This is a genomic window from Ruegeria sp. BI7 (genome assembly GCF_056537925.1).
The window spans coordinates 1,244,105-1,267,103 of sequence record NZ_JBQFSK010000001.1 but is presented as its reverse complement, the minus strand read 5'-3'; the positions used below and the strand labels follow the sequence as shown (position 1 = coordinate 1,267,103).

At 57.7% G+C, this 22,999-nt stretch carries 23 protein-coding genes; 8 read left to right on the top strand and 15 right to left on the bottom strand.

The window, feature by feature from the left end:
• Positions 1-515: 515 nt before the first annotated feature.
• From ACR0JB_RS06295 to alr, 8 genes are all read right to left on the bottom strand, one after another.
• Positions 516-1,121: a CvpA family protein gene (locus tag ACR0JB_RS06295; protein ID WP_170396016.1), complete on the bottom strand. Its 606-nt coding sequence runs from the start codon at positions 1,119-1,121 to the stop codon at positions 516-518.
• Between the two features lie 42 nt (positions 1,122-1,163).
• Positions 1,164-2,525, bottom strand: a complete 1,362-nt coding sequence (radA, locus tag ACR0JB_RS06290; protein ID WP_170396014.1) for a DNA repair protein RadA — start codon at positions 2,523-2,525, stop codon at positions 1,164-1,166.
• A 121-nt stretch (positions 2,526-2,646) separates the two neighbouring features.
• Positions 2,647-3,291 (bottom strand): DNA repair protein, encoded by a 645-nt coding sequence (locus ACR0JB_RS06285; protein ID WP_254437389.1) that lies wholly within the window; start codon positions 3,289-3,291, stop codon positions 2,647-2,649.
• Between the two features lie 287 nt (positions 3,292-3,578).
• Positions 3,579-4,031, bottom strand: coding sequence for a paraquat-inducible protein A (locus tag ACR0JB_RS06280; RefSeq protein WP_170396011.1), 453 nt, complete (start codon positions 4,029-4,031; stop codon positions 3,579-3,581).
• Positions 4,028-4,486 (bottom strand): hypothetical protein, encoded by a 459-nt coding sequence (locus tag ACR0JB_RS06275; protein ID WP_480789757.1) that lies wholly within the window; start codon positions 4,484-4,486, stop codon positions 4,028-4,030. Before ACR0JB_RS06275 ends, ACR0JB_RS06280 begins: the two co-directional genes overlap by 4 nt.
• On the bottom strand, positions 4,483-5,229 hold the full coding sequence (locus tag ACR0JB_RS06270; protein WP_170396007.1) for an ABC transporter ATP-binding protein: 747 nt from the start codon (positions 5,227-5,229) through the stop codon (positions 4,483-4,485). Before ACR0JB_RS06270 ends, ACR0JB_RS06275 begins: the two co-directional genes overlap by 4 nt.
• Positions 5,226-6,008 carry an MlaE family ABC transporter permease gene (locus ACR0JB_RS06265; protein ID WP_170396004.1) on the bottom strand — a complete coding sequence of 261 codons (783 nt, stop codon included), beginning with the start codon at positions 6,006-6,008 and terminating at the stop codon, positions 5,226-5,228. The genes ACR0JB_RS06270 and ACR0JB_RS06265 overlap by 4 nt, the downstream gene beginning before the upstream one ends.
• Entirely contained in the window at positions 6,005-7,039 is a 1,035-nt protein-coding gene (alr, locus tag ACR0JB_RS06260; protein ID WP_170396002.1) for an alanine racemase, read from the bottom strand. The genes ACR0JB_RS06265 and alr overlap by 4 nt, the downstream gene beginning before the upstream one ends.
• 190 nt (positions 7,040-7,229) lie before the next feature.
• Between alr and ACR0JB_RS06255 the strand changes: the two genes are divergently transcribed.
• Positions 7,230-7,793, top strand: coding sequence for a GNAT family N-acetyltransferase (locus tag ACR0JB_RS06255; RefSeq protein ID WP_254437388.1), 564 nt, complete (start codon positions 7,230-7,232; stop codon positions 7,791-7,793).
• A gap of 1 nt (position 7,794) precedes the next feature.
• Here the strand turns inward: ACR0JB_RS06255 and ACR0JB_RS06250 are convergent, their stop codons facing one another.
• From ACR0JB_RS06250 to ACR0JB_RS06240, 3 genes are all read right to left on the bottom strand, one after another.
• Positions 7,795-9,285, bottom strand: coding sequence for a replicative DNA helicase (locus tag ACR0JB_RS06250; RefSeq protein ID WP_170348898.1), 1,491 nt, complete (start codon positions 9,283-9,285; stop codon positions 7,795-7,797).
• Between the two features lie 223 nt (positions 9,286-9,508).
• Positions 9,509-10,189, bottom strand: a complete 681-nt coding sequence (locus tag ACR0JB_RS06245; RefSeq protein WP_170348897.1) for an orotate phosphoribosyltransferase — start codon at positions 10,187-10,189, stop codon at positions 9,509-9,511.
• Between the two features lie 142 nt (positions 10,190-10,331).
• The gene (locus tag ACR0JB_RS06240) at positions 10,332-11,513 is read right to left on the bottom strand and encodes an ammonium transporter (RefSeq protein ID WP_170395996.1); all 1,182 of its coding nucleotides are present in this window, start codon (positions 11,511-11,513) and stop codon (positions 10,332-10,334) included.
• A gap of 340 nt (positions 11,514-11,853) precedes the next feature.
• Between ACR0JB_RS06240 and ACR0JB_RS06235 the strand changes: the two genes are divergently transcribed.
• Positions 11,854-12,261, top strand: a complete 408-nt coding sequence (locus ACR0JB_RS06235; RefSeq protein WP_170505662.1) for an SET domain-containing protein-lysine N-methyltransferase — start codon at positions 11,854-11,856, stop codon at positions 12,259-12,261.
• Between the two features lie 361 nt (positions 12,262-12,622).
• Complete coding sequence (locus ACR0JB_RS06230) at positions 12,623-12,919, top strand: hypothetical protein (protein ID WP_170395991.1); 297 nt, start codon at positions 12,623-12,625, stop codon at positions 12,917-12,919.
• Between the two features lie 17 nt (positions 12,920-12,936).
• Here the strand turns inward: ACR0JB_RS06230 and ACR0JB_RS06225 are convergent, their stop codons facing one another.
• From ACR0JB_RS06225 to ACR0JB_RS06215, 3 genes are read right to left on the bottom strand one after another with little or no spacing between them, the layout of a single operon-like run.
• Entirely contained in the window at positions 12,937-13,413 is a 477-nt protein-coding gene (locus ACR0JB_RS06225; protein WP_170395989.1) for a CinA family protein, read from the bottom strand.
• Positions 13,410-13,907 carry a phosphatidylglycerophosphatase A family protein gene (locus ACR0JB_RS06220; protein ID WP_480789756.1) on the bottom strand — a complete coding sequence of 166 codons (498 nt, stop codon included), beginning with the start codon at positions 13,905-13,907 and terminating at the stop codon, positions 13,410-13,412. Before ACR0JB_RS06220 ends, ACR0JB_RS06225 begins: the two co-directional genes overlap by 4 nt.
• The gene (locus ACR0JB_RS06215; RefSeq protein WP_170505665.1) at positions 13,904-15,034 is read right to left on the bottom strand and encodes a bifunctional 2-C-methyl-D-erythritol 4-phosphate cytidylyltransferase/2-C-methyl-D-erythritol 2,4-cyclodiphosphate synthase; all 1,131 of its coding nucleotides are present in this window, start codon (positions 15,032-15,034) and stop codon (positions 13,904-13,906) included. The genes ACR0JB_RS06220 and ACR0JB_RS06215 overlap by 4 nt, the downstream gene beginning before the upstream one ends.
• Before the next feature lie 184 nt (positions 15,035-15,218).
• Between ACR0JB_RS06215 and dusB the strand changes: the two genes are divergently transcribed.
• The 5 genes from dusB (at position 15,219) to ntrX (ending at position 22,445) form a co-directional block, all read left to right on the top strand.
• The gene (gene dusB, locus ACR0JB_RS06210) at positions 15,219-16,202 is read left to right on the top strand and encodes a tRNA dihydrouridine synthase DusB (protein WP_302478578.1); all 984 of its coding nucleotides are present in this window, start codon (positions 15,219-15,221) and stop codon (positions 16,200-16,202) included.
• Entirely contained in the window at positions 16,199-17,266 is a 1,068-nt protein-coding gene (locus ACR0JB_RS06205) for a two-component system sensor histidine kinase NtrB (protein ID WP_170505670.1), read from the top strand. The genes dusB and ACR0JB_RS06205 overlap by 4 nt, the downstream gene beginning before the upstream one ends.
• Positions 17,267-17,283: 17 nt before the next feature.
• On the top strand, positions 17,284-18,651 hold the full coding sequence (locus ACR0JB_RS06200) for a response regulator (protein ID WP_170395979.1): 1,368 nt from the start codon (positions 17,284-17,286) through the stop codon (positions 18,649-18,651).
• A gap of 99 nt (positions 18,652-18,750) precedes the next feature.
• Positions 18,751-21,039 (top strand): sensor histidine kinase NtrY-like, encoded by a 2,289-nt coding sequence (locus tag ACR0JB_RS06195; protein WP_480789755.1) that lies wholly within the window; start codon positions 18,751-18,753, stop codon positions 21,037-21,039.
• A complete protein-coding gene (gene ntrX / locus ACR0JB_RS06190; RefSeq protein ID WP_480789754.1) occupies positions 21,036-22,445 on the top strand; it encodes a nitrogen assimilation response regulator NtrX in 1,410 nt (469 codons plus the stop codon). The genes ACR0JB_RS06195 and ntrX overlap by 4 nt, the downstream gene beginning before the upstream one ends.
• 12 nt (positions 22,446-22,457) lie before the next feature.
• Here the strand turns inward: ntrX and ACR0JB_RS06185 are convergent, their stop codons facing one another.
• On the bottom strand, positions 22,458-22,940 hold the full coding sequence (locus ACR0JB_RS06185) for a hypothetical protein (protein ID WP_170395977.1): 483 nt from the start codon (positions 22,938-22,940) through the stop codon (positions 22,458-22,460).
• Positions 22,941-22,999 lie beyond the last annotated feature (59 nt).

The window sequence follows — 22,999 nt, the reverse complement described above, 5'->3', positions numbered from 1 at the left end:
CGAGGGCAAGCGCGAGAGAAAACAGGTACAGCAAGATCGGTGGCTCCGATTCCATGTCAGTTCGGCCTCCACATAATGCCTAATGCGCCCTGTGTCATCAAAGGATCACATTCACCAATCGTCGCAGGTGCGTTTTATGAAAGGTGACTGGAATAGGTGACATATAGGCATGCTTGTGCTGTCATGATGCAAGTAGCGGTTTTTTTACCTAGTGTATGAGTTTCGATAGGACGTTAGCCATGTGGGAACACAAGCAAGGAAGAAAAAAAGAAGACCCAGTAAAACGCCGGTGCCATCGCTGCCGTGGCATGGGCCGGTCGCCTTGTCCGATTTGCAATGGTTCTGGCGAGGTGATCAAAAGCCGCGATATCCACGGCAAACCCATAATGGGCCGCTGCGAGGGGTGCTTTGGCCTGAAGAACACCCGATGCACGGTTTGCGGTGGAGAAGGTTTTTTAACTGAATACGTCTGAAAGGCAGCCAAGAAGAAAGCCCGGTCAATGCCGGGCTTTTTCTTATTCAGTTGCGGTCGGTGCCGTGGTTTCCGATGCCTCTGGCGCCTCGGTGCCGGCGCCACAGCTTGCCACCAGCTCTTCATATTGTTGGGTGACCCAACCCAGCCATTGCTCGGGGTTTTGTTCTTCGATGCGGTCGCTGAATTGTTCGAACACTTTGGCGGAACGGCTTTCGTCGACCATCGTATAAGATTGACCGGTCATAACAGTGTCATAGACAAAGAAGGCGATAGCCACCAACAGGATGCCGCGCGCGATGCCAAAGAATAAGCCAAGCGCCTGATCCAACCCGCCAATGGCCGAGCGTTGCACGATCGATGAAAACAGCGGAGTAAAGATGCTGACCACGATCAGAGCGATCGCAAACACGGCGGCAAAGCCGGTGATCACTGACAATTCGCAGCTGTCGCGCAGGAAATCTCCGACGACCGGGATCTCTTTCACCAGCGGGACGGCCTGGGGTGCAAAAACAAAGGCCAGTACGGCGGCTGCGACCCAGCCCGCGATGGCCAAAACCTCACGTAAAAATCCGCGTGAATAGGCCAGCAGGCCTGACACGACGATGATCAGGGCAACCACCCCGTCGACAATTGTAAAACCTTCCATGGCCCTCGCCTGTACTTTTTTTCAGCCCCTCAAGGCGTTACCTTAACCTGCTCCGAAGGTTTCGCCAACAAACCCCACCAAATCAGAGGGTCGGGTGAGTGTCAGACCTGCCACAGTACCGGTTTTGCCGCCCGCCGGAGCGATTGCCGATGTGAAACCAAGTTTTTGGGCTTCTTTCAACCTGTTTTCTGTCTGTGGGGCCGGTCTAAGTGCCCCGGATAACGAGATTTCTCCAAAAATCACCGTATCAGCGGGCAGAGCTGTGTCTTCTCGGGCACTCAGCAATGCGGCCGCCACGGCAAGGTCGGCGGCCGGTTCGCTGATTTTCATCCCTCCGGCGACGTTCAGGTAAACGTCCAACCCGGCAAAGGGGATGCCACAGCGTGCTTCAAGAACGGCAAGGATCATGGCCAGCCGCCCACTATCCCATCCGACCACGGTCCGGCGGGGTTGGGAATGCGGGGACGGTGCCACAAGTGCTTGCAATTCCACCAAAACAGGGCGGGTGCCCTCAATTCCGGCGAAAACGGCCGAACCGGGGCTGGGGGTGCCGCGTTCCGACAGGAACAAGGCCGAGGGGTTTGTGACCTGCGCCAACCCTTTGCCGGTCATTTCGAACACGCCGATTTCATCAGCGGGGCCAAAACGGTTTTTCACGGCGCGTAAGATGCGGAACTGATGGCCACGTTCACCTTCGAAATAGAGCACGGTGTCGACCATGTGCTCGACCACGCGGGGGCCTGCGATCTGGCCTTCCTTGGTGACATGGCCGACCATGATGATTGATACGCCGTGTCGTTTCGCAAACGTGGTCAATTCATGCGCTGCGGCCCGGACTTGTGACACTGAGCCGGGGGCGCTGTCCACATTATCGGCCCACATGGTCTGAATCGAGTCGATGATGGCCAGACCGGGCTTTTCAGCCTCAAGCGTCGTCAGGATGTTGCGTAGGTTGGTCTCAGCCGCCAGTTGAACCGGCGCGTCCTCGAGCCCCAGACGGCGGGCCCGCATTCGAACCTGCGCGCTGGCTTCTTCGCCGGAAACATAGATGGTTTTGACGCCCGCACGGGAAAAGCGCGCCGCGGCCTGCAGCAGAAGGGTGGATTTACCGATGCCGGGGTCGCCGCCCACCAGCAGGGCCGAGGCGGGAACAAGGCCACCGCCAAGCACGCGGTCCAGTTCCTCAACCCCGCAAAGCGTACGGGGCGGGGGTGTTTCTTCGGTCGACAGATCGGTAAGTGCGATGGACTGGCCGCGTTTGCCGCCCAAGGATTTCTTGGCGGGACCCGCCGAAAGGGGTACGTCCTGCGAAATGGTGTTCCACTCGCCGCATGCGTCACAACGCCCGGACCAGCGCGAATGCGACGCGCCGCAGGCCGTGCAGGAGAAAGTCGTTTTTGCCATGCGGCCTTGGTGCCCGAGGATCGGCGGTTCTTCAAGCCCTTGCAAGGCATTCATCTGCACCGGTGGGGTGCCGCGTCCTCAGGCCCGATGGGCCATTGTCCGCGGCAAAGGCGCCAAGCGCCTATTCCGCCGCGCGGGGCGGGGACATGGCGACCACGCTTGAGGCTTTGGTCGAGCTGTCCTTGGGAGGTGTTTGCAACTGAGCCGACAGTTCGGGTAACAGCTCAAACAGCTCATCCCGCAGGCGGGCCAGTTGTGACTTGGCGATAGTTTCTTCCATTTCGACATCGCGCGTCCATTGGCGCAATTCGTTCTGGATCACCTGGGCTTCTTCGAGACGCTTCTGGAACAGCTCAATCTCTTCCTGACGTTGTTGTAGGAAGGTTCGGGCGCGATTGATCCGCACGTCGCCATAGGTTTCGGCCAGATCGTGGCTGATCTGGCTCATCTGTGCGGCCAGTTCCAGGATTTCGGGCTCGAGTGTCTGTAGGTCAGGGTGCTGGCGCAGAAAGGCCATACGTTCTTTGACCGCGTCAAACTCGGACGACATCATGAACAGGCCGCCACGGTCCGCTGCGTGGGCCATTTGATAGGCGTCTGATATGTCGTGCATGTTCAGGGCAAATTTGCGGTGATTGTTTTCCAATGCCATCATTCGGGCATTCGCTGGCAGATAGAATGCCAGCATGAGAATCAGAACGGTCAGGCCGATCTGGATAAACATCCCGGCGTCTTGCACTGGCCCACCGCCGAAACCGGCTTGCATGGATAACCAGGGCAATACACCCAAGGCAGATAATAATGTGGCTGAAACGGCGAACAGGGCTGCCGCGCAAATGAGGAAAAAAGTCAGTCTTAAAAAAGCATTCTGAAATTGCAATGTAATGTTATGGAGGGCAGTCATGTTCGACGAACTCCTTCTAGAACCGGTACACACCAGGCCCAAGCGGAGAGCATCCAAAACACACAGATTGATCCGCTACGGACCCGAAAACTACAAATTGTCACTGCTCGAAATACTAAGATGATACTCAGATGAGTGTTTTCAATCAATTACATCTGAGTATTTCGTGATCTGCGTGTCATTTCGGTAATGTGGCCCAACGCGAGCGAGGCCAGAATGCAAGCCGTGAACAGGTACAGACCCCATGCAGTTTCGATGGTCGCGTACGAGATGCCTTTGGCCAGAGTGATATAGAGCGCGATCAGAAAGATGTCGGCCATGGCCAGCTTGCCGAGGATGTTCAGAGCGGGTTGGACGCGGGCATCCAGCAGGTCCCACTGTATCAGGGCGGTGCCGATGGTTTTGATGTAAGGCGCGACGAGGGCGAAGATGGTGACGATCAGCGCCAGAAAGACGTCGGATTTCCATAGGGATTGCAGGCCAGTGATGACGCTGATTTCGCTGAGGCCGAAGATCGGGAGTAGCCCCGCACGCATAAGAGGGGCGAACCACGCGATTGGGTAAAGGATCAGGAGGGAGAGGGTGGCGAGGCGGAGTATCATGGTAAAATGCGGGGAAGTAAGAAAAGCAAACCTATTGCGATACTACCAAAGTCAAACTCCCGCATACTTCCAGACCAACTTTTTTGGAAATTCCTTCGGACGTTGAAACCTAGGAGAATGAATAGTACCCCGACACCCATATCCAACAATGGGTCGTCGAGCTTATTCATCAGAAACGACATAACGAAAGCAACGACCACCAAGACAACGAGCCCCAGACCAGTCTGAAACGGAGACGTTTCCATTGCCGCTTCGGAGTATTTTTCTTCAGCGCCCCAGCCAAACTTTTGCCTTCTGAACGCGGCGATGGCGTCTGTGTAGTTTTCACCGGAGTCAGAGGTTTGTTTGAAACCGGGAATAAGGCCGGACAATATAATGCCAAGACCAAACAAATAGGAAAAACCAATCTGTTTAATGAAAGTCGCCGGGTCGCCAAATGTCGTAACTTCGATCACCGCACTGCCTCAATCGGCCCCTCTGCACTCCCACTGATGAACTGCTCTACATAAGGATCACCCGACGCATCCATCTGACTCACTGGGCCGGTCCACTGGATGACGCCTCCGTGCAGCATGGCCACGTTGTCGGCAATCGCGCGGACGGAGCTCATGTCGTGGGTGATGGTCATCGCGGTGGCGCCCATCTCGGTCACGATCTCGCGGATCAGATCATTGATGACGCCTGACATGATCGGATCAAGGCCGGTGGTGGGCTCGTCAAAGAAAATGATCTCGGGCTCGGCAGCAATGGCGCGGGCGAGGCCCACGCGTTTTTGCATGCCCCCGGACAGCTCGGACGGAAACCGGTCGGCCACGTCGGATTTCAGACCCACGCGGCGTAGTTTCTCGATAGCGATTTCGCGGGCGTATTCCGGCGGGCGCTTCAACGGTCCGCGCAGCAGGCGGAACGAGACATTCTGCCAGACGGGCAGCGAGTCAAACAGGGCAGCGCCCTGAAACAGCATCCCGAACCGGGCCAGAAACTTATCCCTATCGCCTTTGGTGGCGTCTTTGCCATCCACATAGATCATACCGCTGTCGGGTTTGATCAGGCCAAGGATACATTTTAGCGCCACCGATTTGCCGGTGCCCGAACCACCGATGATGACCATCGAGGTGCCCTTTGGTATCTCAAGGTTCATGCCCTGCAGAACTCGATTGTCGCCAAAGGCTTTCTGTACATTCTCCATCCGGATCATAGCGAGAAGAACACCCCTGTCAGAATGAAGTTTGTGGCCAAAATCATTATGGCAGCAGATTCGACCGAGGATTTGGTGGCGCGGCCCACACCCTGCGCACCGCGGCCCGAGTTCATGCCGTAAAAGCAGCCCATGACCGCCGCGATCAGGCCGAAGGCTGCGCCCTTGGCCAGCGACGACATGATGTCATGGGCCTCAAGGAAATTGACTGTGTTCAGCAGGTAGGTCGCCGGATTGAAACCCAAATTTTGGGTCGCAACGACATAACCGCCCGCGATGCCAATGATATCTCCGATCCCGACCAGTAGCGGCACGGTAATGAGCGCGGCCAGAACGCGCGGGGCCGTCAGGTATTTCATCGGATGAGTGGACAGGGTGACCAGCGCGTCGATCTGCTCGGTCACTTTCATGGTGGCGATCTCGGCTGCGATGGACGAGGTCACGCGGGCGGCGATCATCAGGCCCACCAGCACGGGCCCCAGTTCGCGCACCATACCGATGGCAACGATCTGCGGCACCACGGCCTCGGCGTTGAAGCGAGCGCCGCCAGCGTAGATCTGCAGCGCCAGCGCGCCACCAGTGAAAATGGCGGTCAGGCCGACGACAGGCAGGGACAGCCAGCCGATGTTCATCAGCGCGACGATAAATTCGCGCGGGTAGTAGGGCGGACGAAAAATGTGCGAGATCGCATCAATCGCAAACAGCGCGACTTTGCCAAAGGTGGCAAACAGCGCCAGGACCGCGCGGCCCAACCCACCCAGCAGAGAAAGAGGATTCATTCCACGTAACCCCGTGAATATCGCGCGCCAAGCGAAGTGAGGATTTCATACCCGATGGTGCCTGCGGCCTCGGCCAGGTCATCGACCGTCTGGTGACCGTTCAGGATGCGCAGGCGTTCTGGGTCTTCGGTCAGGTCAGTGACGTCAATGGTGACAAGGTCCATCGATATGCGGCCGACCACAGGGCAGGGTTGGTCCCCGGCAAATGCGTCGATACCGCCGCCAATGGCACGGTGCAGCCCGTCCGCATACCCTGCGGCCACGGTTGCAATTCGCGATGGGCGTCGGGCAACCCAGCTACCGCCATAACCGACGGTTTCACCAACTTCGACCGCGCGCACCTGAATGACGGGCAGATCGACGGTTACGACGGGCTTGGCGTCGGCAAATGGCATGCCGCCATAAAGACCAACGCCCGGACGGCAGAAATCAAAGTGGAATTCCGAGCCCATCAGCGTGCCCGCCGTTGCCGCCAGCGACCGTGGTGCGGTAACACCATCGGTCATATCGCGGAAGGTCTTTAGCTGTTGACGGTTCATCGGGTGGTCGGGCTCATCCGAGCAGGCCAAATGCGATATGACCGCCTGTGGGTTCTGGCTTTCCATCTCAGACCTCAGCGCGGCCCAATCGGCGGGCTCAAGGCCCAGACGGTTCATTCCACTGTCCAGTTGAACTCCGAATGGGTGACTCGGCATGGCCTGTTGCAGGCGTTTGAACTGTTCCGGAGAGTTGATCAAAGGAATCAGGTTGTCAGCAAAGTGCAGCCCGTTGTCACCTTCCATGAACCCTGAGAAGACAAAAATCTGGGGTTCGGGGCCAACGGCTTTGCGCACGGCGGCGCCTTCTTCTGCGGCGGCGACAAAGAACTTGCGAACGCCTTCTTCGGCCAGGGTCGCAGACACCGGTCCGGCACCAAGGCCGTAGGCGTCAGCTTTGACCACGGCGCCGGTCTCGACATCCGTTTTTGCATTGAGCGCCCGCCAGTTGCTGGCGAGCGCCTGAAGATTGATCGTTAAACGTGCGGTACTCATGGTGCTGTTCATGACATTGGATTGCGGCAGGTCAAGGGGGTAGGCGGCAATTCTTGTGCATATCGCTGTGTTCCTACGCAGCTTCTGGCCGGTATCGCAAGATCATGGCTAAAAAAGGCTCGGACAAGGGCAGCCGAACTCTCGTCATTGTGTCCAACCTGTGATCAACTCGGCGCATGAAACGGGACCGTTGATCCATCTGAAAGGGGCCGTAATGCTGAACCTGACCGCCGACTACCGGGCTCGGGCTGCCGAACTGCCCGGCTTGTTTCTGGACGTCTTCACCGCCTCAGAAGGCGAAGGAGAGGGGCGTGCGGTTGCTGCTTTGGTGGATGACCTGCTGCTTTCAACACCCGATGGAGATCTTTTGGGCGTTTTGGCTTTGGACGAGCGCAATCTGGCAGGTTGCATCCTATTCTCGCGGCTCAGCTATGACCAGGACCCGCGCCAGGTCTTTCTGATGTCACCGGTGGCCGTGCGCGCCGACAGGCAAAAGTCGGGCATTGGTCAGAAACTGATCGGCTTTGGATTGGAACAACTGCGCCATAACGGGGTTGATTTTGCAGTGACTTACGGTGATCCGGCATATTATTGCAAAACCGGGTTTCAACCGATCGCACAAACATTCGCACAACCGCCTATGCCGCTGAGCATGCCACATGGTTGGCTTGGACAATCCTTGAATGGCGACAATGCGCCGCTTATGGGGCCGTCCCGCTGTGTCAGCGCATTCAATAAGCCTGAGATCTGGTAGGTCAGTAGCCTTCGATCTGGCCGTCCTGTTGCCAGGGTTTGACCAAGTTACCGAACCGGGTGAACTGAGCCTCGAACGACAGCTCGACCGTGCCGATGGGGCCGTGACGCTGTTTGCCGACGATAACTTCGGCTTTGGCGTGCAGGCGCTCCATGGCCTGTTTCCACTCTTCCATCTTTTCCAGCTCGTGATCGCCGGGTTTTTCGCGTTCCTTATAATATTCCTCGCGGAACACGAACATCACCACGTCGGCATCCTGTTCGATCGAGCCCGATTCCCGCAGGTCAGACAATTGTGGGCGCTTGTCGTCGCGGTTTTCGACCTGACGGCTCAGCTGTGACAGGGCGATGACCGGGATATTCAGTTCTTTGGCGATGGCCTTCATGCCCATCGAAATTTCGGCAATCTCGTTGACCCGATTTTCGGCCATGCCACGGCACAGCTGCAGATAGTCGATGACCAGCAGGTCCAGCCCATGCGTCCGCTTCAACCGCCGCGCGCGGGCGGCCAACTGAGAGATCGGCAGGGCCGGGGTGTCGTCGATGAACAATGGGCAGGCTTCCAGATCCTTGGCCGCGTCGACAAAGCGGCGGAATTCGGATTCCGTCATGTCACCCTGACGAATTTTGTGGCTGGAAATCTCGGAGGCTTCGGCCAGAACCCGGCCCGCCAATTGCTCGGCACTCATCTCAAGCGAGAAGAAACCCACAACGCCACCGTCAATCGCGCCTTCGGTGCCATCCGGCTTGGTGCCGCGCTTGTACGCCTTGGCCACGTTGAACGCCACATTGGTCGCTAACGAGGTTTTCCCCATCGACGGACGACCCGCAAGAATAATCAAGTCGGACGGATGCAGCCCGCCCAACTGTTTGTCCAGGTCGGCCAGACCGGTAGAAATTCCCGCCATGCCACCACCACGTTGATACGCTTCGTTGGTGACGTTGACGGCTTCTGTGACCGCCTTGAGGAAAGATTGGAAACCCTGTTCGGTCTGGCCCTGCTCGGATAACTGATAAAGTTGCTGTTCAGCCTCGACGATCTGTTCTTTGGGCTCGCTGGATACATCCACCCGCGCCGCCTTGTCAGAGATATCCCGACCCAGCCGGATCAACTCGCGGCGAATAGCCAGGTCATAGATCATCTGGGCGTAGTCATGCACAGCAAACGCGCTGATCGAAGCCCCGGCCAGTTTCACCAGATAGGCGGGGCCGCCCAGTTCCTTCAGACCTTCATCTTCGGCCATAAAGGATTTCAGCGTGACGGGCGAGGCTAGCGCATTCTTGGCGATGCGATTGGCCGCAACCTCGTAGATGCGGGCGTGGACCGGATCATAGAAATGTTCGGACCCGATGATCGAGGCCACCCGGTCATAAAGATCGTTGTTGGTTAGGATCGCACCCAGAAGCTGTTGTTCGGCTTCAATGGAATGCGGCATTGTTTCGGCGTTTTGAATCTTCGCCGCTGCCTGCTCGATGCTGCTTATCTCGTTCATTTTGTCCCCGCTGCCCACGGTGTTCTTACACGCGACACTGGCGTGTCGGCTATCTGGAAATACTTGTGGGTAACTATGGGTAACGCCTTGGGATAAGTTTTGAAGACGCCATAGTTCCAGAATGGATTTGGTCTATTATGTAGGATATCACGCAGATGTCACTATATATTGTTTCCCCAAAGCCGATTCTCAGACGTTTATCCCCAAGTAATCCACAGCAAGTTTACGTGGATTTATTCGCATCCTGCCACTTGCGCGGGTCGTTAAGGAAGGCCTCGACACCATCAAGTGTTTCTTGGTCAAAGGCTTTCTGCGCTTTGGCCTCTGCCAAAACATCCCACCATGTGCAAAGGTGATGCAGCTTCACGCCGTGATCGCCCAGCGTTTTTTCGGTTTCGGGGAAAATGCCATAGTAAAAGATCACGGCTGTGTGCCCGCAGGTTGCGCCGGTTTCACGGATCGCATCCACAAAGGACAGCTTTGAGCCGCCATCGGTCGTCAGGTCCTCGACCAGCAATACACGCTCACCTTCGCTCATGGCGCCTTCGATACGGGCGTTGCGGCCATAGCCTTTGGGTTTTTTGCGCACATAGGTCATCGGCAGAGCCATACGCTCGGCGACCATGGCGGCAAACGGGATGCCGGCTGTCTCACCACCTGCGATGTTATCAAACGCCTCAAAACCCGCATCACGCATTACGGTGACCGTCAGGAAATCCATCAAGGTCGAGCGGATGCGCGGGTACGAGATCAGCTTGCGACAATCGATATAGGTCGGGCTGGGCAGGCCCGAGGCCAATGTGAACGGTTCGCGAGAGTTAAAGTGGACGGCCTTGATTTCCAGCAGCATCCGCGCGGTCAGGCGGGCGATTTCGGTGCTATCGGGGAAAGAGCTGGGGATCATGGTGCAACCTCGGGACAAAATGACATTGCGGGCTGATAGCCTGTCCTTTGGGCCAGAGTCGAGAGGGCTGAGCCGCAAAAGAAAAGCGGACCCGCAAGAGGTCCGCTTTGCGCCCTTGCGGGCCGCGCAAGCTAAGGTGGGCTTAGCTGCTCATATCATAGGCCCGTTCACCGTGTACCGACAGATCGAGCCCGTTTGTCTCGGTTTCTGCGTCTACGCGAAGCGGGGTGATAAGTGCAACCAGTTTGATCAACACAAAAGTGACAACTGCCGTAAAGGCACCCACAATCACCAGCCCGCCAATCTGGGCAGTCCAAGCGCCCAAACCGAATACGGCGATCATCAGCGTGCCAAAGATGCCGCCCACGCCGTGAACGGCAAAGACGTCCAGCGTGTCGTCGATCTTGGCGATGTTGCGGATGACGTTGACCGCCTCCTGACATAGGACACCTGCGACTGCACCGATGATTAGCGCCTGCACCGGATCGACATAGCCCGAGGCTGGGGTGATCGAGGCCAGACCGGCGATTGTGCCGGTGACCAGCCCCACCATCGAGGCTTTTCCGTATTTGATGCGTTCGTACAGCGCCCATGTCAGTGACGCGGTCGCCGCCGAGATATGCGTGACAGTCATCGCCATCGCCGCACCACCATCAGCGGCCAGTTGCGAGCCGCCATTGAAACCGAACCAGCCGACCCACAGCATCGCGGCACCAATCATGACAAAGCCGGGGTTGTGCGGTGGCGTCGTGCGATTGCGGCGTGGTCCAAGTGCAATGGCGATGATCAGTGCAGCCAGACCGGCGGTTTCATGGACAACGATGCCACCCGCAAAGTCGCGGACACCCACCTCACCAAGAATGCCACCATCGGTCAGCATGCCGCCGCCCCAAATCCAATGCACCACGGGCGCGTAGCACAGCAACATCCACAGGGCTGAGAATGTCAGGACAAACCCAAACCCCACACGTTCGACATAGGCCCCGATGATCAGGGCTGGGGTGATGATGGCAAAGGTCATCTGGAAGGCAAAAAACAGGACCTCTGGCAGGGTGCCCGACAGGCTGTCGGCGTCGACACCGTTCAAAAACGCTTTGCCCAGCCCGCCCCAAAGGCCCGACCCACCGTCGCCAAATGCGATGGAATAGCCTGCGACCAGCCACAGGATGCTCATCAAACAGGCGATGCTGAAACAGTGCATGAAGACGCTCAGCACGTTGCGGGCGCGCACGAGGCCGCCGTAGAACAGGGCCAGGCCCGGCAATGTCATGAACAGGACTAGGGCGGTTGCCACTATGATCCAGGCGGTATCGGCTCCATTCATCAGCCGGTCTCCTTTTTTGCGTCTTTTACGTGCGTGGAAGGGGTTGAAGCCGACAGCAGTCGCGGAAAAAAGAGGCAGACGCGGTTTTAGCGCCCGATTAACGGGCTTTTGGCCAAGCGGTGATAAAACAGGCACCCGATGGTGCTGGATGCCCAATAATTAAACAACTTGGGAAAGGTGCGTTGGCGCAGATCTACTGGCGTCATTAGGGAAACCGACGCGTAAGCGGGTGTCAGGCCCGCCAACGTACGACCCAATAGAAAGCGACCTGCGCTAAGGGATTGCTTGTCTTGGTTGAAAGCGGCTTCTAAAGGCGGTTGCGACGACAGGAGGGGCCGGAATGACGGTGGAGTTGGCAGGACCACGCATCCAGAATTTGGAAAAAGTCCTGGAGGGCATCAGTGACATTCACGGCACAGGCTTGTTTGCGCGGTCCGATATCCAAACTGGCGCTGTTCTTGGGTATTTAGACGGCCAAATCGTCGACTATGATCGTCATCCCACGGTTCGCGACCTGGAGTGGAACGGGGTTGGCGGAAGCAAGGTTCTCTGCCGCCCATTTGCCACCCAATACGCTTTGATTAACCATTCGTTTACCCCCAATCTTTCAATACTCAGAATCGATTGGGCCATTGTGGCCTGTAAGGATATTTGTGAAGGAGAAGAATTGACGCTTGATTACCTCAAGCATGGCGTGCCCGAAACCTATCTAAATTCTCCACACGGAAATTACCTGCGTAACAATTGAAAATATGTTCACTCATCATCTTATTCATCCAGTGCATCTGGAAACCGAAACCCGTATCCGGCTGTCCTCTGTCATTCGATAAATTGTCCCTTCAAGACCAGTGCTTTGCGGTAAAACGGCCGAGGAGATCTCGGAGAACAGGCTTAACGCAAACCATACTGATGAATTACACGCATTCTCTGGCAACGCCTTCACAAAAAGTCTGACTGAACTGCGTCGCAATGCCTGCCTTGAGTGGGATCTGTCGGATCTGGTGACATCCCCGGAACCCCATTGCGACGCGTGGTATTTCAAACTCCTGCTGATGGTTTCTGGTGATATGTGTCTGGTCTATGGCGCGAGTTTCTAGGATCTTGCGCACTTGCCCGAAAACCCGCGGCCTTACTACCGCGACCACACGCTTCCCGAAGTTTCAGAACTGGTCGACGCATTGGTTTCCGTTTTGCAGCTTCGCGTTGGATCGCGGCTTGAGGCTGATCTGGACACATTGGCGATATCCTCTTTTGCAATGACGTTGCTGTCTTTTCGGCGCGGTGACAGCCCTATGTTGCCCAGCTGGATTCACCAATATGGCCCAAAGCTGCTGTTGTTTCTTGTGGCGTCGAATGTCGTTCTTTTGCTGGTGATTTTCGTGCTGGGCTTCATTCGAAAAAGATAGGCAGTTTTGGCGCCACATTAAGAAAATGCGCCAAGCCCTTGTGCCAGCAGTGCCAAAGCATGATCTCGCGCGGCCACGCGCACGTTGTCCCGACCCAATGCACCAAATTCGACGGTCTCGGTTAGCGTGGGATGGCCTTTCGCGGCCATCCCAAAACAAACCCGGCCTTCGGGTTTGAATTCAGAACCGCCAGGGCCCGCGATACCGGTTACGGAAACCGCCAATTGCGCGTCGGAGTGCGCCAGGGCACCGTCCGCCATTTCACCCGCAACCTGTTCCGAAACCGCCCCATGTGCGACCAGTGTTTTGCCCTGAACCCCCAGCATTTGCTGTTTCGCGGTGTTCGTGTAGGTGACAAACCCACGCTCGACTACGGCTGAACTGCCGGGGATATCGGTCAGCGCCGCCGCCACCATACCGCCGGTACAACTTTCGGCTGTGGCGATCATCACGCCCTTTGATTTGGCGCGGTCGAGGATTTCGGCAACGGTCACAGGCCCAGAACTCCGTGCGAGATACCGGCGAGGATCAGAACTCCGACCCCGGCGAGGATACCGGCAATGACATCGTCCAGCATGACACCCATTGCGTCGTCGCGCCGGTCGGCCCATCTAACAGGGCCCGGTTTGGTGATGTCGAACAAGCGGAACAGCACGAAGCCGGCAATCCAGCCCGGCCAAAGTGCCGTGATTTCAATCCCGTGCGCCCAGGAGGGATAGGAAATTGCCCAAAGCGTGATGAACTGCCCGGCGACCTCGTCGATGACAATCTCGGACGGATCGTGATTGTCCTGGCCCGCTGTCATCACACGCGTGGCCCAGAGACCGCCAAAGAACGCGGCCAGTGTGGCGATCACCAACAGCGGAAAGCCACCCAGTGTATGCAGAACCCACGCCAGCGGCAGGGCGGCCAGTGACCCCCATGTGCCGGGCGCAGGTCGCAGATAGCCCACACCACAGACGGTTCCGATCAGTTGCGCGGCGGTCATGATTTCACCAGACAAGCTGTGGCGAGTGAGGCAATCCCCTCGCTTCGGCCAGTGAACCCCAGCCGTTCCGACGTCGTTGCTTTGACCGAGACCTGATCCGCGCTCAGGTCCATGATCCGTGCCATCTCGTTTCGCATGGCCGGCGCATGGGGGCCGATTTTGGGGTATTCGCAGACCAGTGTGCAGTCGACGTTCGAGATTTTGTAGCCCATCTGCCCGGCCAGTTCGACCGCATGGCGTAGGAAAATCTCGCTTGCAGCACCCTTCCATTGTGGGTCTGAGGGGGGGAAGTGCTGGCCAATGTCGCCCTGCGCCAACGCGCCATAGATGGCGTCAGTGACGGCGTGCATGCCCACATCCGCGTCTGAATGACCTTGCAGGCCGCGATCATGCGGCACCTTCACACCACACAGGATCACGTGATCCCCGTCGCCAAACCGATGCACGTCATACCCGTTGCCCAGCCTTACATCCATATCCGTTCCCAATATGCGTTCCGCCCGGGCAAAATCCTCGGGCCGTGTGATTTTGATGTTATCTGCATCGCCCGGCACGATGGCCACGTCCAGCCCGGCTGCGCGGGCGACCTCGACATCGTCGGCGGCACCTCCGGTATGGGCCGCGTGGGCCGAGACGATGGCGTCGTAGTGAAAACCCTGCGGCGTTTGCGCAGCGAACAGCCCGGTCCGGTCTTGAGTTCCCGTCACGATAGAACCGTCCCCGGTCCACAGTGCATCAGTGACCGTCAACCCCGGCGCGGCAGCAGGGTGGATTTCCAGTGCTTCCAGAACCTGTTGAATGGTCTGAAGGTCAACACAAGGCCGCGCTACGTCATGGATAAGAACGCGATGCACCCCATAGGGCAAAAGCGCATCAAGTCCGTTGCGCACCGATCCGGCCCGGTCACTACCGCCCTTGGCAAGGATCAGATCAGAGTTTTCGAACTCGGCCCATGCGTCCCTGTCATCTTCGGACAAGACAAGTACGATCTGGTCGACTTGCCCTTGAAATTGATCAATCGTCCAATCCGCAACGCGGCGCCCTGCCAATGGGCGCCACTGCTTTGGTGTTCCCCCTCCGGCGCGCAGGCCGCGTCCTGCGGCGACGATGATGGCGGCGGTGGTCATGGGGGCGTTCTCTCCGATGGTTTGAGGCAATCTTTAGGGTGCGGTGAATGCAGAGGCAATCACCCACGTAAAGTTGCCTAAAAAATAGGCATATGATGATTTAGCGGGCTTGAAGGTCGCCGTTTTGTTGTTCATATGCGCTCAATTCGATATCAAAGTCGCAACTGCCCAAGGATTAAGCACGTTGACTCTGCTCCTCGCTGACAAAGCCCTGAACCCGCCGGTCTTGCTGGCACCGATGGCCGGAATCACCGACCGTCCGTTTCGCGATTTGGTGATGCGTTTTGGCGCGGGCATGGTCGTGAGCGAAATGGTCGCCAGCCAGGAGATGGTTCAGGCCAAGCCCGGCGTGCGGGAGCGGGCCGAACTTTCGGCAGATGTTGAGAACACCGCCGTTCAACTGGCGGGGCGTGAAGCGCATTGGATGGCCGAAGCCGCCAGGCAGGTGGCCGATCGCGGGGCGCGGGTGATCGACATCAACATGGGCTGCCCGGCCAAGAAGGTGACGAACGGTTATTCTGGGTCAGCCTTGTTAAAGACGCCGGATCACGCACTGACATTGATCGAGGCGGTTGTCGAAGCCGTTGATGTTCCGGTGACTCTGAAAACCCGGCTGGGGTGGGATGACAACCTGCTGAATGCGCCCGACGTGGCGCGGCGGGCGCAGGATGCGGGTATTTGCATGGTCACGATCCATGGCCGCACGCGTTGTCAGTTCTACAAGGGCAGTGCCGATTGGCGGGCGATCCGCGCGGTGAAGCAGGCAGTGTCGATCCCGGTTATCGCGAACGGGGATATCGTGGATACGGACGCCGCGCGTGTTGCGCTGGATCAATCCGGCGCGGATGGAGTGATGGTCGGACGTGGGGCGCAGGGCAAGCCGTGGTTGCTGGCGCAGATTTGTCATGATCTCTATGGCGCAGCCGCGCCGAAAATTCCGGCGGGTGACGACCTGATCGAAATGGTGCGCGCGCATTATCAGGCGATGCTTGGGTTCTACGGGTCCGACCTGGGCCTGCGCGTCGCGCGCAAGCATCTGGGCTGGTACATGGATGAGGCCGGCACGCCCGCTGCCCTGCGCCGTGCCGTTCTGACTTCGCGCGATACCGACGAGGTGTTGCGCCTGCTGGGTGATGCGCTGAACACAGATGCAGAGGCGGCGGCATGACCTCGGATCAGGATATTTGGACCTCGCTGCCGGTTCCCGCTTTCATCATCAACGCCGAAGACAGGATTGCCGATGTGAATTCGGCTGGCGAAGGGTTTCTGAACGCATCGCGCAAAGCTGTGGTCGGGCATCCGGTCTGGGATCAGATTGCCGTGGATGCCCCGCTGGAAGAAGCGTTTGAGCGCGCGCGTGAACATGGCACGCCCCTGTTTGTGAACGATGTGGATGCAGGGTCGGGCAACCGGGCCCCGCTGCAATGCGCATTGCAGATTGCGCCTTTGGTGGGGCATCCCGGATCGATGATCATGATCATCTCACCGCGTGAGCTGGCCGGGCGAATGACCTTGGGCAATACAGTGAAATCGGCAGCGCAGTCCGCCATCGGCATGGCCGAGATGCTGGCTCATGAGATCAAGAATCCACTGGCTGGGATCACCGGCGCGGCGCAATTGCTCAGCATGAATATCTCACCGCAAGACCTTGAACTAACCGATCTTATTGTCGCTGAAAGCCGCCGCATCGTTAAGTTGCTGGAACAGGTCGAGCAATTCGGAAACCTGCAACAACCTGATTTCAAACCGGTCAATGTTCATGACGTCCTCGACCGCGCGCGCCGGTCGGCGCTGCTGGGGTTTGGCGCGCATATGAAAATTATCGAGGATTACGACCCTTCGTTGCCGCTGGCCTACGGAGACCCGGATCAGTTCCTGCAGGTGGTGTTGAACCTGCTCAAGAACGCCTCGGAGGCCGCTGACCCCAAGGGCGGAACGATCCGCTTGCGCACATATTTCGAACATTCCTTCCGGTTGCGGCGCAATGATGGATCGGGCCATTCTCTGCCGCTGCAGATCGAAATCATCGACGATGGCCCGGGTCTGCCCGAGAAGATCCGCGGGGATATTTTCGATCCCTTCGTTTCAGGCAAGGAAAATGGCACCGGCCTTGGGCTGGCGCTGGTCAGCAAGATCATCTCGGACCATGACGGCTGGATTTCAGCCGACTCGGCGCCGGGCCGCACGGTGTTCCGCATCTCGCTGAGGCGGGCACCAAAAGACGCAATGTAAAACAAGGAGAGCACCCGATGGATGGTACAGTACTGGTTGCAGATGACGACCGCACGATCCGCACTGTTCTGACGCAGGCCCTGACGCGGGCAGGGTGCAAAGTACACGCGACCTCGTCGCTGACCACGTTGATGCGTTGGGTTGGCGAAGGCAAAGGTGACGTGGTGATCTCGGACGTGGTCATGCCGGATGGTAACGGGTTGGAGATGCTGCCAAAAATCTCGCAAGATCGACCCGGTTTGCCAGTCATAGTGATCTCGGCCCAGAACACGATCATGACGGCGATTCAGGCGGCTGAAGCGGATGCCTATGACTACTTGCCCAAGCCATTCGATCTGCCCGATCTGATGAAGCGGACCGCAAGGGCGCTTGAGCAGAAGCAACATGTGCAAACCGAAGCGGTCGACGTCGCCGAGGATCGTCCGGAAGAACTGCCTTTGGTTGGACGTACACCGGTGATGCAGGCGCTGTACCGGTTGGTCGCCCGGGTAATGAACACCGATTTGTCGGTCATGATTTCTGGTGAAAGTGGCACAGGTAAATCATTGATTGCGCGCGCCATTCATGACTTCTCGGATCGGCGCACATTGCCGTTTGTGACCGCCACAGCGGCGGACCTGCGCGATCTGGAAGGCCCTGCGCGCATTATGGCGCGCGTACGTGGCGGCACACTGTTGATCGATGAGATTGCTGATATCGAAGACGAATTGCAGGCCCGCATCGTGCGCATGATGGATACGCCCGGCGATCACGTTCCGCGTTTTATGGCCACTAGCCAGTCGGACCTGACCGAAGCGATGGAAAATGGGCGGGTGCGCCAAGATCTGTATTATCGCCTGTGCGGCGCCACGGTGCATGTGCCCGCCTTACGCGAACGGGTGGACGATATCATCTTGCTGGCCGATCACTTTCTGGCGCGCGAAGAGCGTGAGCATGGTGCCAAACGCTGGCTCAGCCCTGACGCGGTAGAGCTGGTTCGGCGTTATTCGTGGCCTGGTAATGTGCGGCAGCTGGAAAACGCCGTGCGCCGTCTGAGCCTGACCAGCCGCACCGACGAGATTACCAAATCTGAGGTCGAAATGGTTCTGGGCAGCCAGCCCGAGGCCGAACCGATTCTGGGCGACGGCGAACGTGAGAAATTATCGGCCTCGGTTGCCCGTCATTTGCGCCGATATTTCGACCTTCACGGAAATCTCTTACCGCCTCCGGGCCTGTATCAGCGGATTTTGCGCGAGGTCGAGGCGCCACTGATAGAACAGGCTTTGGACGCAACCGGCGGAAATCAGGCGAAATGTGCGGATCTGCTGGGGATTAACCGGAATACGTTGCGGAAAAAGATTACAGATCTCGATATTCAGGTGACACGTCGGCGCAAACTGATGTAATATCGCCACACAAATCGTGGCATCTGGGTTCTCACCCGGCAAGGACCACGACATATGGCGGTACGTCGCGCAAGCGACACATCAGGATGAGGGCAGACGGTGGCAACCCGGGCACAGAGCGGGCCGATTCCAGCGATAAATCGGTGGCGGAAATCCCGAAAACTGCGCAATTTCGGCACTTTGGGGCTGGTTCTTCTGGGCCCTGCGCTGGCGTTGTCGACCTATCTTGTCATCGGTCCTTTTGATCTGGGGGCAACGGCCCCAACGCTGCGCCTGATCCTTCTGGCAGATTTGGTTTATGTGCTGGTCGTGGCCGCCCTTGTTTTGGGGCAGGTCTTCAACCTGATCGCGGCGCGCCGGGCGAAATCCGCGGGTTCCCGATTGCACCTTCGGTTGATTGGCGCTTTCACGCTGTTGGCACTGGTGCCGACCGTAACCGTTGCGATCTTTGCGGGGTTGACGGTGAATATCGGTCTGGAAGGGTGGTTTTCGGATCGCGTGCGTCAGGTGGTGGGCTCGTCCCTGACCGCGGCCGAAGCATATGAGTTGGAACACCGGCAGGGTCTGACACAGGACGCAACCATTCTTGCGCGGTACCTGGATAATGCGCGTAACCGCGACTTTTACATTTCGGACGCGGAGTTGCGCGAAGTTCTTGCGCAAGGACAAGCGCAGATTCAACGTGGTCTGCGCGAGGCGTATGTCATTGATGGTATTGGCGAAATCAAGTCGCGCGGGGATCGTTCTTATCTATTCGATTTCGAGGCCCCTACACCTGAACAAATGATTCAGGCCACGGATGACGGCGTTCTGATCATCGCCGATTGGCAAAATAATGAATTCCGCGCGCTTGTTCCATTGCAGGCTTATCTGGACCGGTATCTGTATGTCAGCCGCGAGGTGGATGGACAGCTATTGACGCTGCTGGACGATACCAAGGAAACGGCGCAATTCTACCAACAGTTGGAAAGCGAACGGGGCAGGGTGCTGTTCGAATTCGGACTGCTGTATCTGGGCTTTGCAGTGATCCTTATTCTGGCGGCTATGTCGCTGGGCATGTGGTTCGCCGAACGCCTCTCGCGCCCGGTGGGTCGATTGACCACGGCTGCTCAGCGCGTTGGTGCGGGTGATCTGAGTGTGCAGGTGATCGAAGAGGCCAACGATGACGAAATTGCAATGTTAGGCCGTTATTTCAATCAGATGACGCGACAACTTAAAGGACAGCGCGATACGTTACTTGAGAACACCCGCCAGATTGAACGCCGTCGGCGATTGTTCGATTCTGTGCTTAGCTCGGTGACCTCGGGCGTGGTTGGCGTTGACCCAGATGGCTGCGTGACATTCGTGAACCGTTCGGCCGAACGGTTGCTGGACTGGACGCGCGTGGATGAGCAGCTTGCCATCGGAATTGCGGTGCCGGAGTTCCTACCGCTGTTCGAAAGCCTAAAGGAAAGTGGGCAAGAGGCCGTGCAGGGTGAGATCAAGGTCACCCGCAAAGGTCAACTTGAAAACCTGCTGGTCCGCATGGCGACCCGCCGTGGCGAAGATGGCGGGCTTGAGGGTTATGTGGTTGCTTTCGACGATGTGACCGATCTGGTCAGTGCGCAGCGGATGGCCGCTTGGGGCGACGTCGCGCGGCGGATCGCGCACGAGATCAAGAACCCGCTGACGCCAATCCAGCTGAGCGCGGAACGGATTAAACGCAAATTCGCACGCAAGTTGGATGAAGAGGATTGCGATAGCCTTGAATCCATGACCGACGTTATCGTGCGGCAGACAAATGATCTACGGCGGATCGTGGACGAGTTTTCGAAATTCGCACGGATGCCGGAACCAGACAGGCGCGAAGAAGACGTCGTCGGACTGGTGCGCGAGGCAGTACTATTGCAGCAGGCCGGGCAGCCGGACGTGCAAATCGATGCAACGCTGCCGGATCAACCGATATTGACGGATGTGGACGCCACGATGCTGAATCAGGCTCTGACTAATCTGATCAAGAATGCCGGTGAGGCCATTGAAACACTAAAACAAAAAGGCGCACCAGAAAACCTGAAGCCACAGATAAAGGTGGACGTGATCAGCGATGACGCGGGTACGGTGATTACCATCGCTGACAACGGCATTGGACTGCCCGAAGACCGGGCGCGACTGTTCGAGCCGTATGTGACCACAAGGGACGAAGGCACAGGTTTGGGCCTGCCCATCGTCAAAAAGATTATCGAAGAACATGGCGGGGCGCTCACTCTGGAAGATGCACCCGTCTTTGACGGACAGGACCATTTTGGTGCGATGGCCGTGATCCGTTTACCAGGGGGAAATCTCTCTCCGACCGCAGCGCCACAGAAGCAGGCAATTCATACAAACAAACTGAAAGCAGGCCAAAGATGAGTGACATTCTGATCGTAGATGACGAACGCGATATTCGCGAGCTGGTGTCCGACATTCTGGAGGATGAAGGCTATTCAACCCGGCTGGCTGGCAACTCGGACGAGTGCATGGCCGAAATCAATTCTGAACCGCCGGGGCTGTTGATACTGGATATCTGGCTGAAAGACAGCCGCATGGACGGGATCGACATTCTGAAGGCGGTGAAACGCGACAACCCCGACGTGCCAGTGGTGATTATTTCCGGCCATGGAAACATTGAAATTGCCGTGGCGGCGATCAAGCAAGGGGCGTATGACTTTATCGAAAAGCCCTTTAATATCGACCAGTTGATGGTGGTGATCCGACGCGCCATGGAAACCTCGCGCCTGCGTCGCGAGAATGCCTCGTTGAAGCGCAAAGAGGTCACCAATTCGGATATGATCGGCAAGTCCGCGTCTTTCCGCGCGATGCAATGCCAGTTGGACAAGGTGACCAAGTCGAACGGTCGTGTGATGCTGAGCGGCCCTGCCGGATCGGGCAAGGAAATCGCTGCGCGGTATATCCACGCGCATTCCAACCGCGCCAATGCGCCCTTTGTGACCGTGAATTGCGCCGGGGTTGAACCCGAGCGTGTGGAAGAAGTTCTGTTTGGCCGCGAATCCTCGGAACGCGGCATCGAGCCCGGCCTGTTGGAAGAGGCCCATGGCGGTGTGGTCTATTTCGACGAGGTGGCCGATATGCCGATGGGCACGCAGTCCAAGATATTGCGTGTGCTGGTCGATCAGCAATTCCAACGTGTTGGTGGGTCGGACAAGGTGCGGGTTGATCTGCGGGTAATCTCATCAACCAACCGCGATCTTGAAACGGAAATCGCCGCCGATCGGTTCCGTGAAGAATTGTATCACCGCCTGAACGTGGTGCCGATTGCGGTGCCGTCGCTGGAAGAACGGCGCGAGGATATCCCAGTTCTGGCGCAGCATTTCATTGAGATGTGTAATGAAACGCAGGGGCTCGCGATGCGTGAGATCTCGGAAGAGGCGGTGGCGCTGTTACAGACCATGACCTGGCCAGGTAATGTGCGGCAGCTCAAGAACCTGATTGAACGCGTGCTGATCCTGGGGGACGATTCTGGCCCGATCGAGGCCAAGGAATTGCCCGCCGAAGAAGAAAAGACCGACGACTCGGGTCGTGTGGTGCTATCGGGTGCGCTGGCAACTTTGCCCCTGCGCGAAGCCCGCGAGGCGTTCGAGCGGGAATACCTGCTGACCCAGATCAACCGCTTTGGCGGCAATATTAGCCGTACCGCCAGCTTTGTCGGGATGGAGCGCAGCGCGCTGCACCGCAAACTAAAATCGCTGGGGGTTGTGACCTCGAACAAATCGGGCGCGCGAGTGGCACAACTGGACGAACCGGAGCCGGCGGAATAATCCGCCGGGCCGTTACCCCGCCTGACCGGGATCGATGATCTGGAACGACCCGTTGTCGAATTTCACATAGCACGATTGGGTGCCTATCGGTGGCAATGTCGTGGTGGCCACGGCGGGCACCCGTGATTTCACGTTCTGCTTGCAAGGCGGCAGGCTGATCGGGCGAAACCCTTTTTTGGCCATGCACTGGGCCTCGACCTGATTGCGCAATCCTTGATTTGCATCGACGCTGTAAACCTGACCGGGCTGCCACCAGCCGGGCGAGCGGTAACAGCGTCCCCGCCCATCACAATAGGTGCGCCCGGGCCAATACGTGGGCGGGCTTTGACGTATCTGAGTGGCCACCGGAACCTCTTCCAGCGCCTTAACCTGGCATTGAGTGGTCTCGGCTTGAAGGCGCGTAACGCTCTCACCTTCACGATAATACAGTGAAAGGGGGCCTTCGCATGCGGACAGGACCATCAATGGAATAATCAAACGAAGTACTGATTTCATAGGCTTATCTTGCCTTAGCTTTGCCGGTATGACAATTCAATTGACCGCTTTGGGGGCAT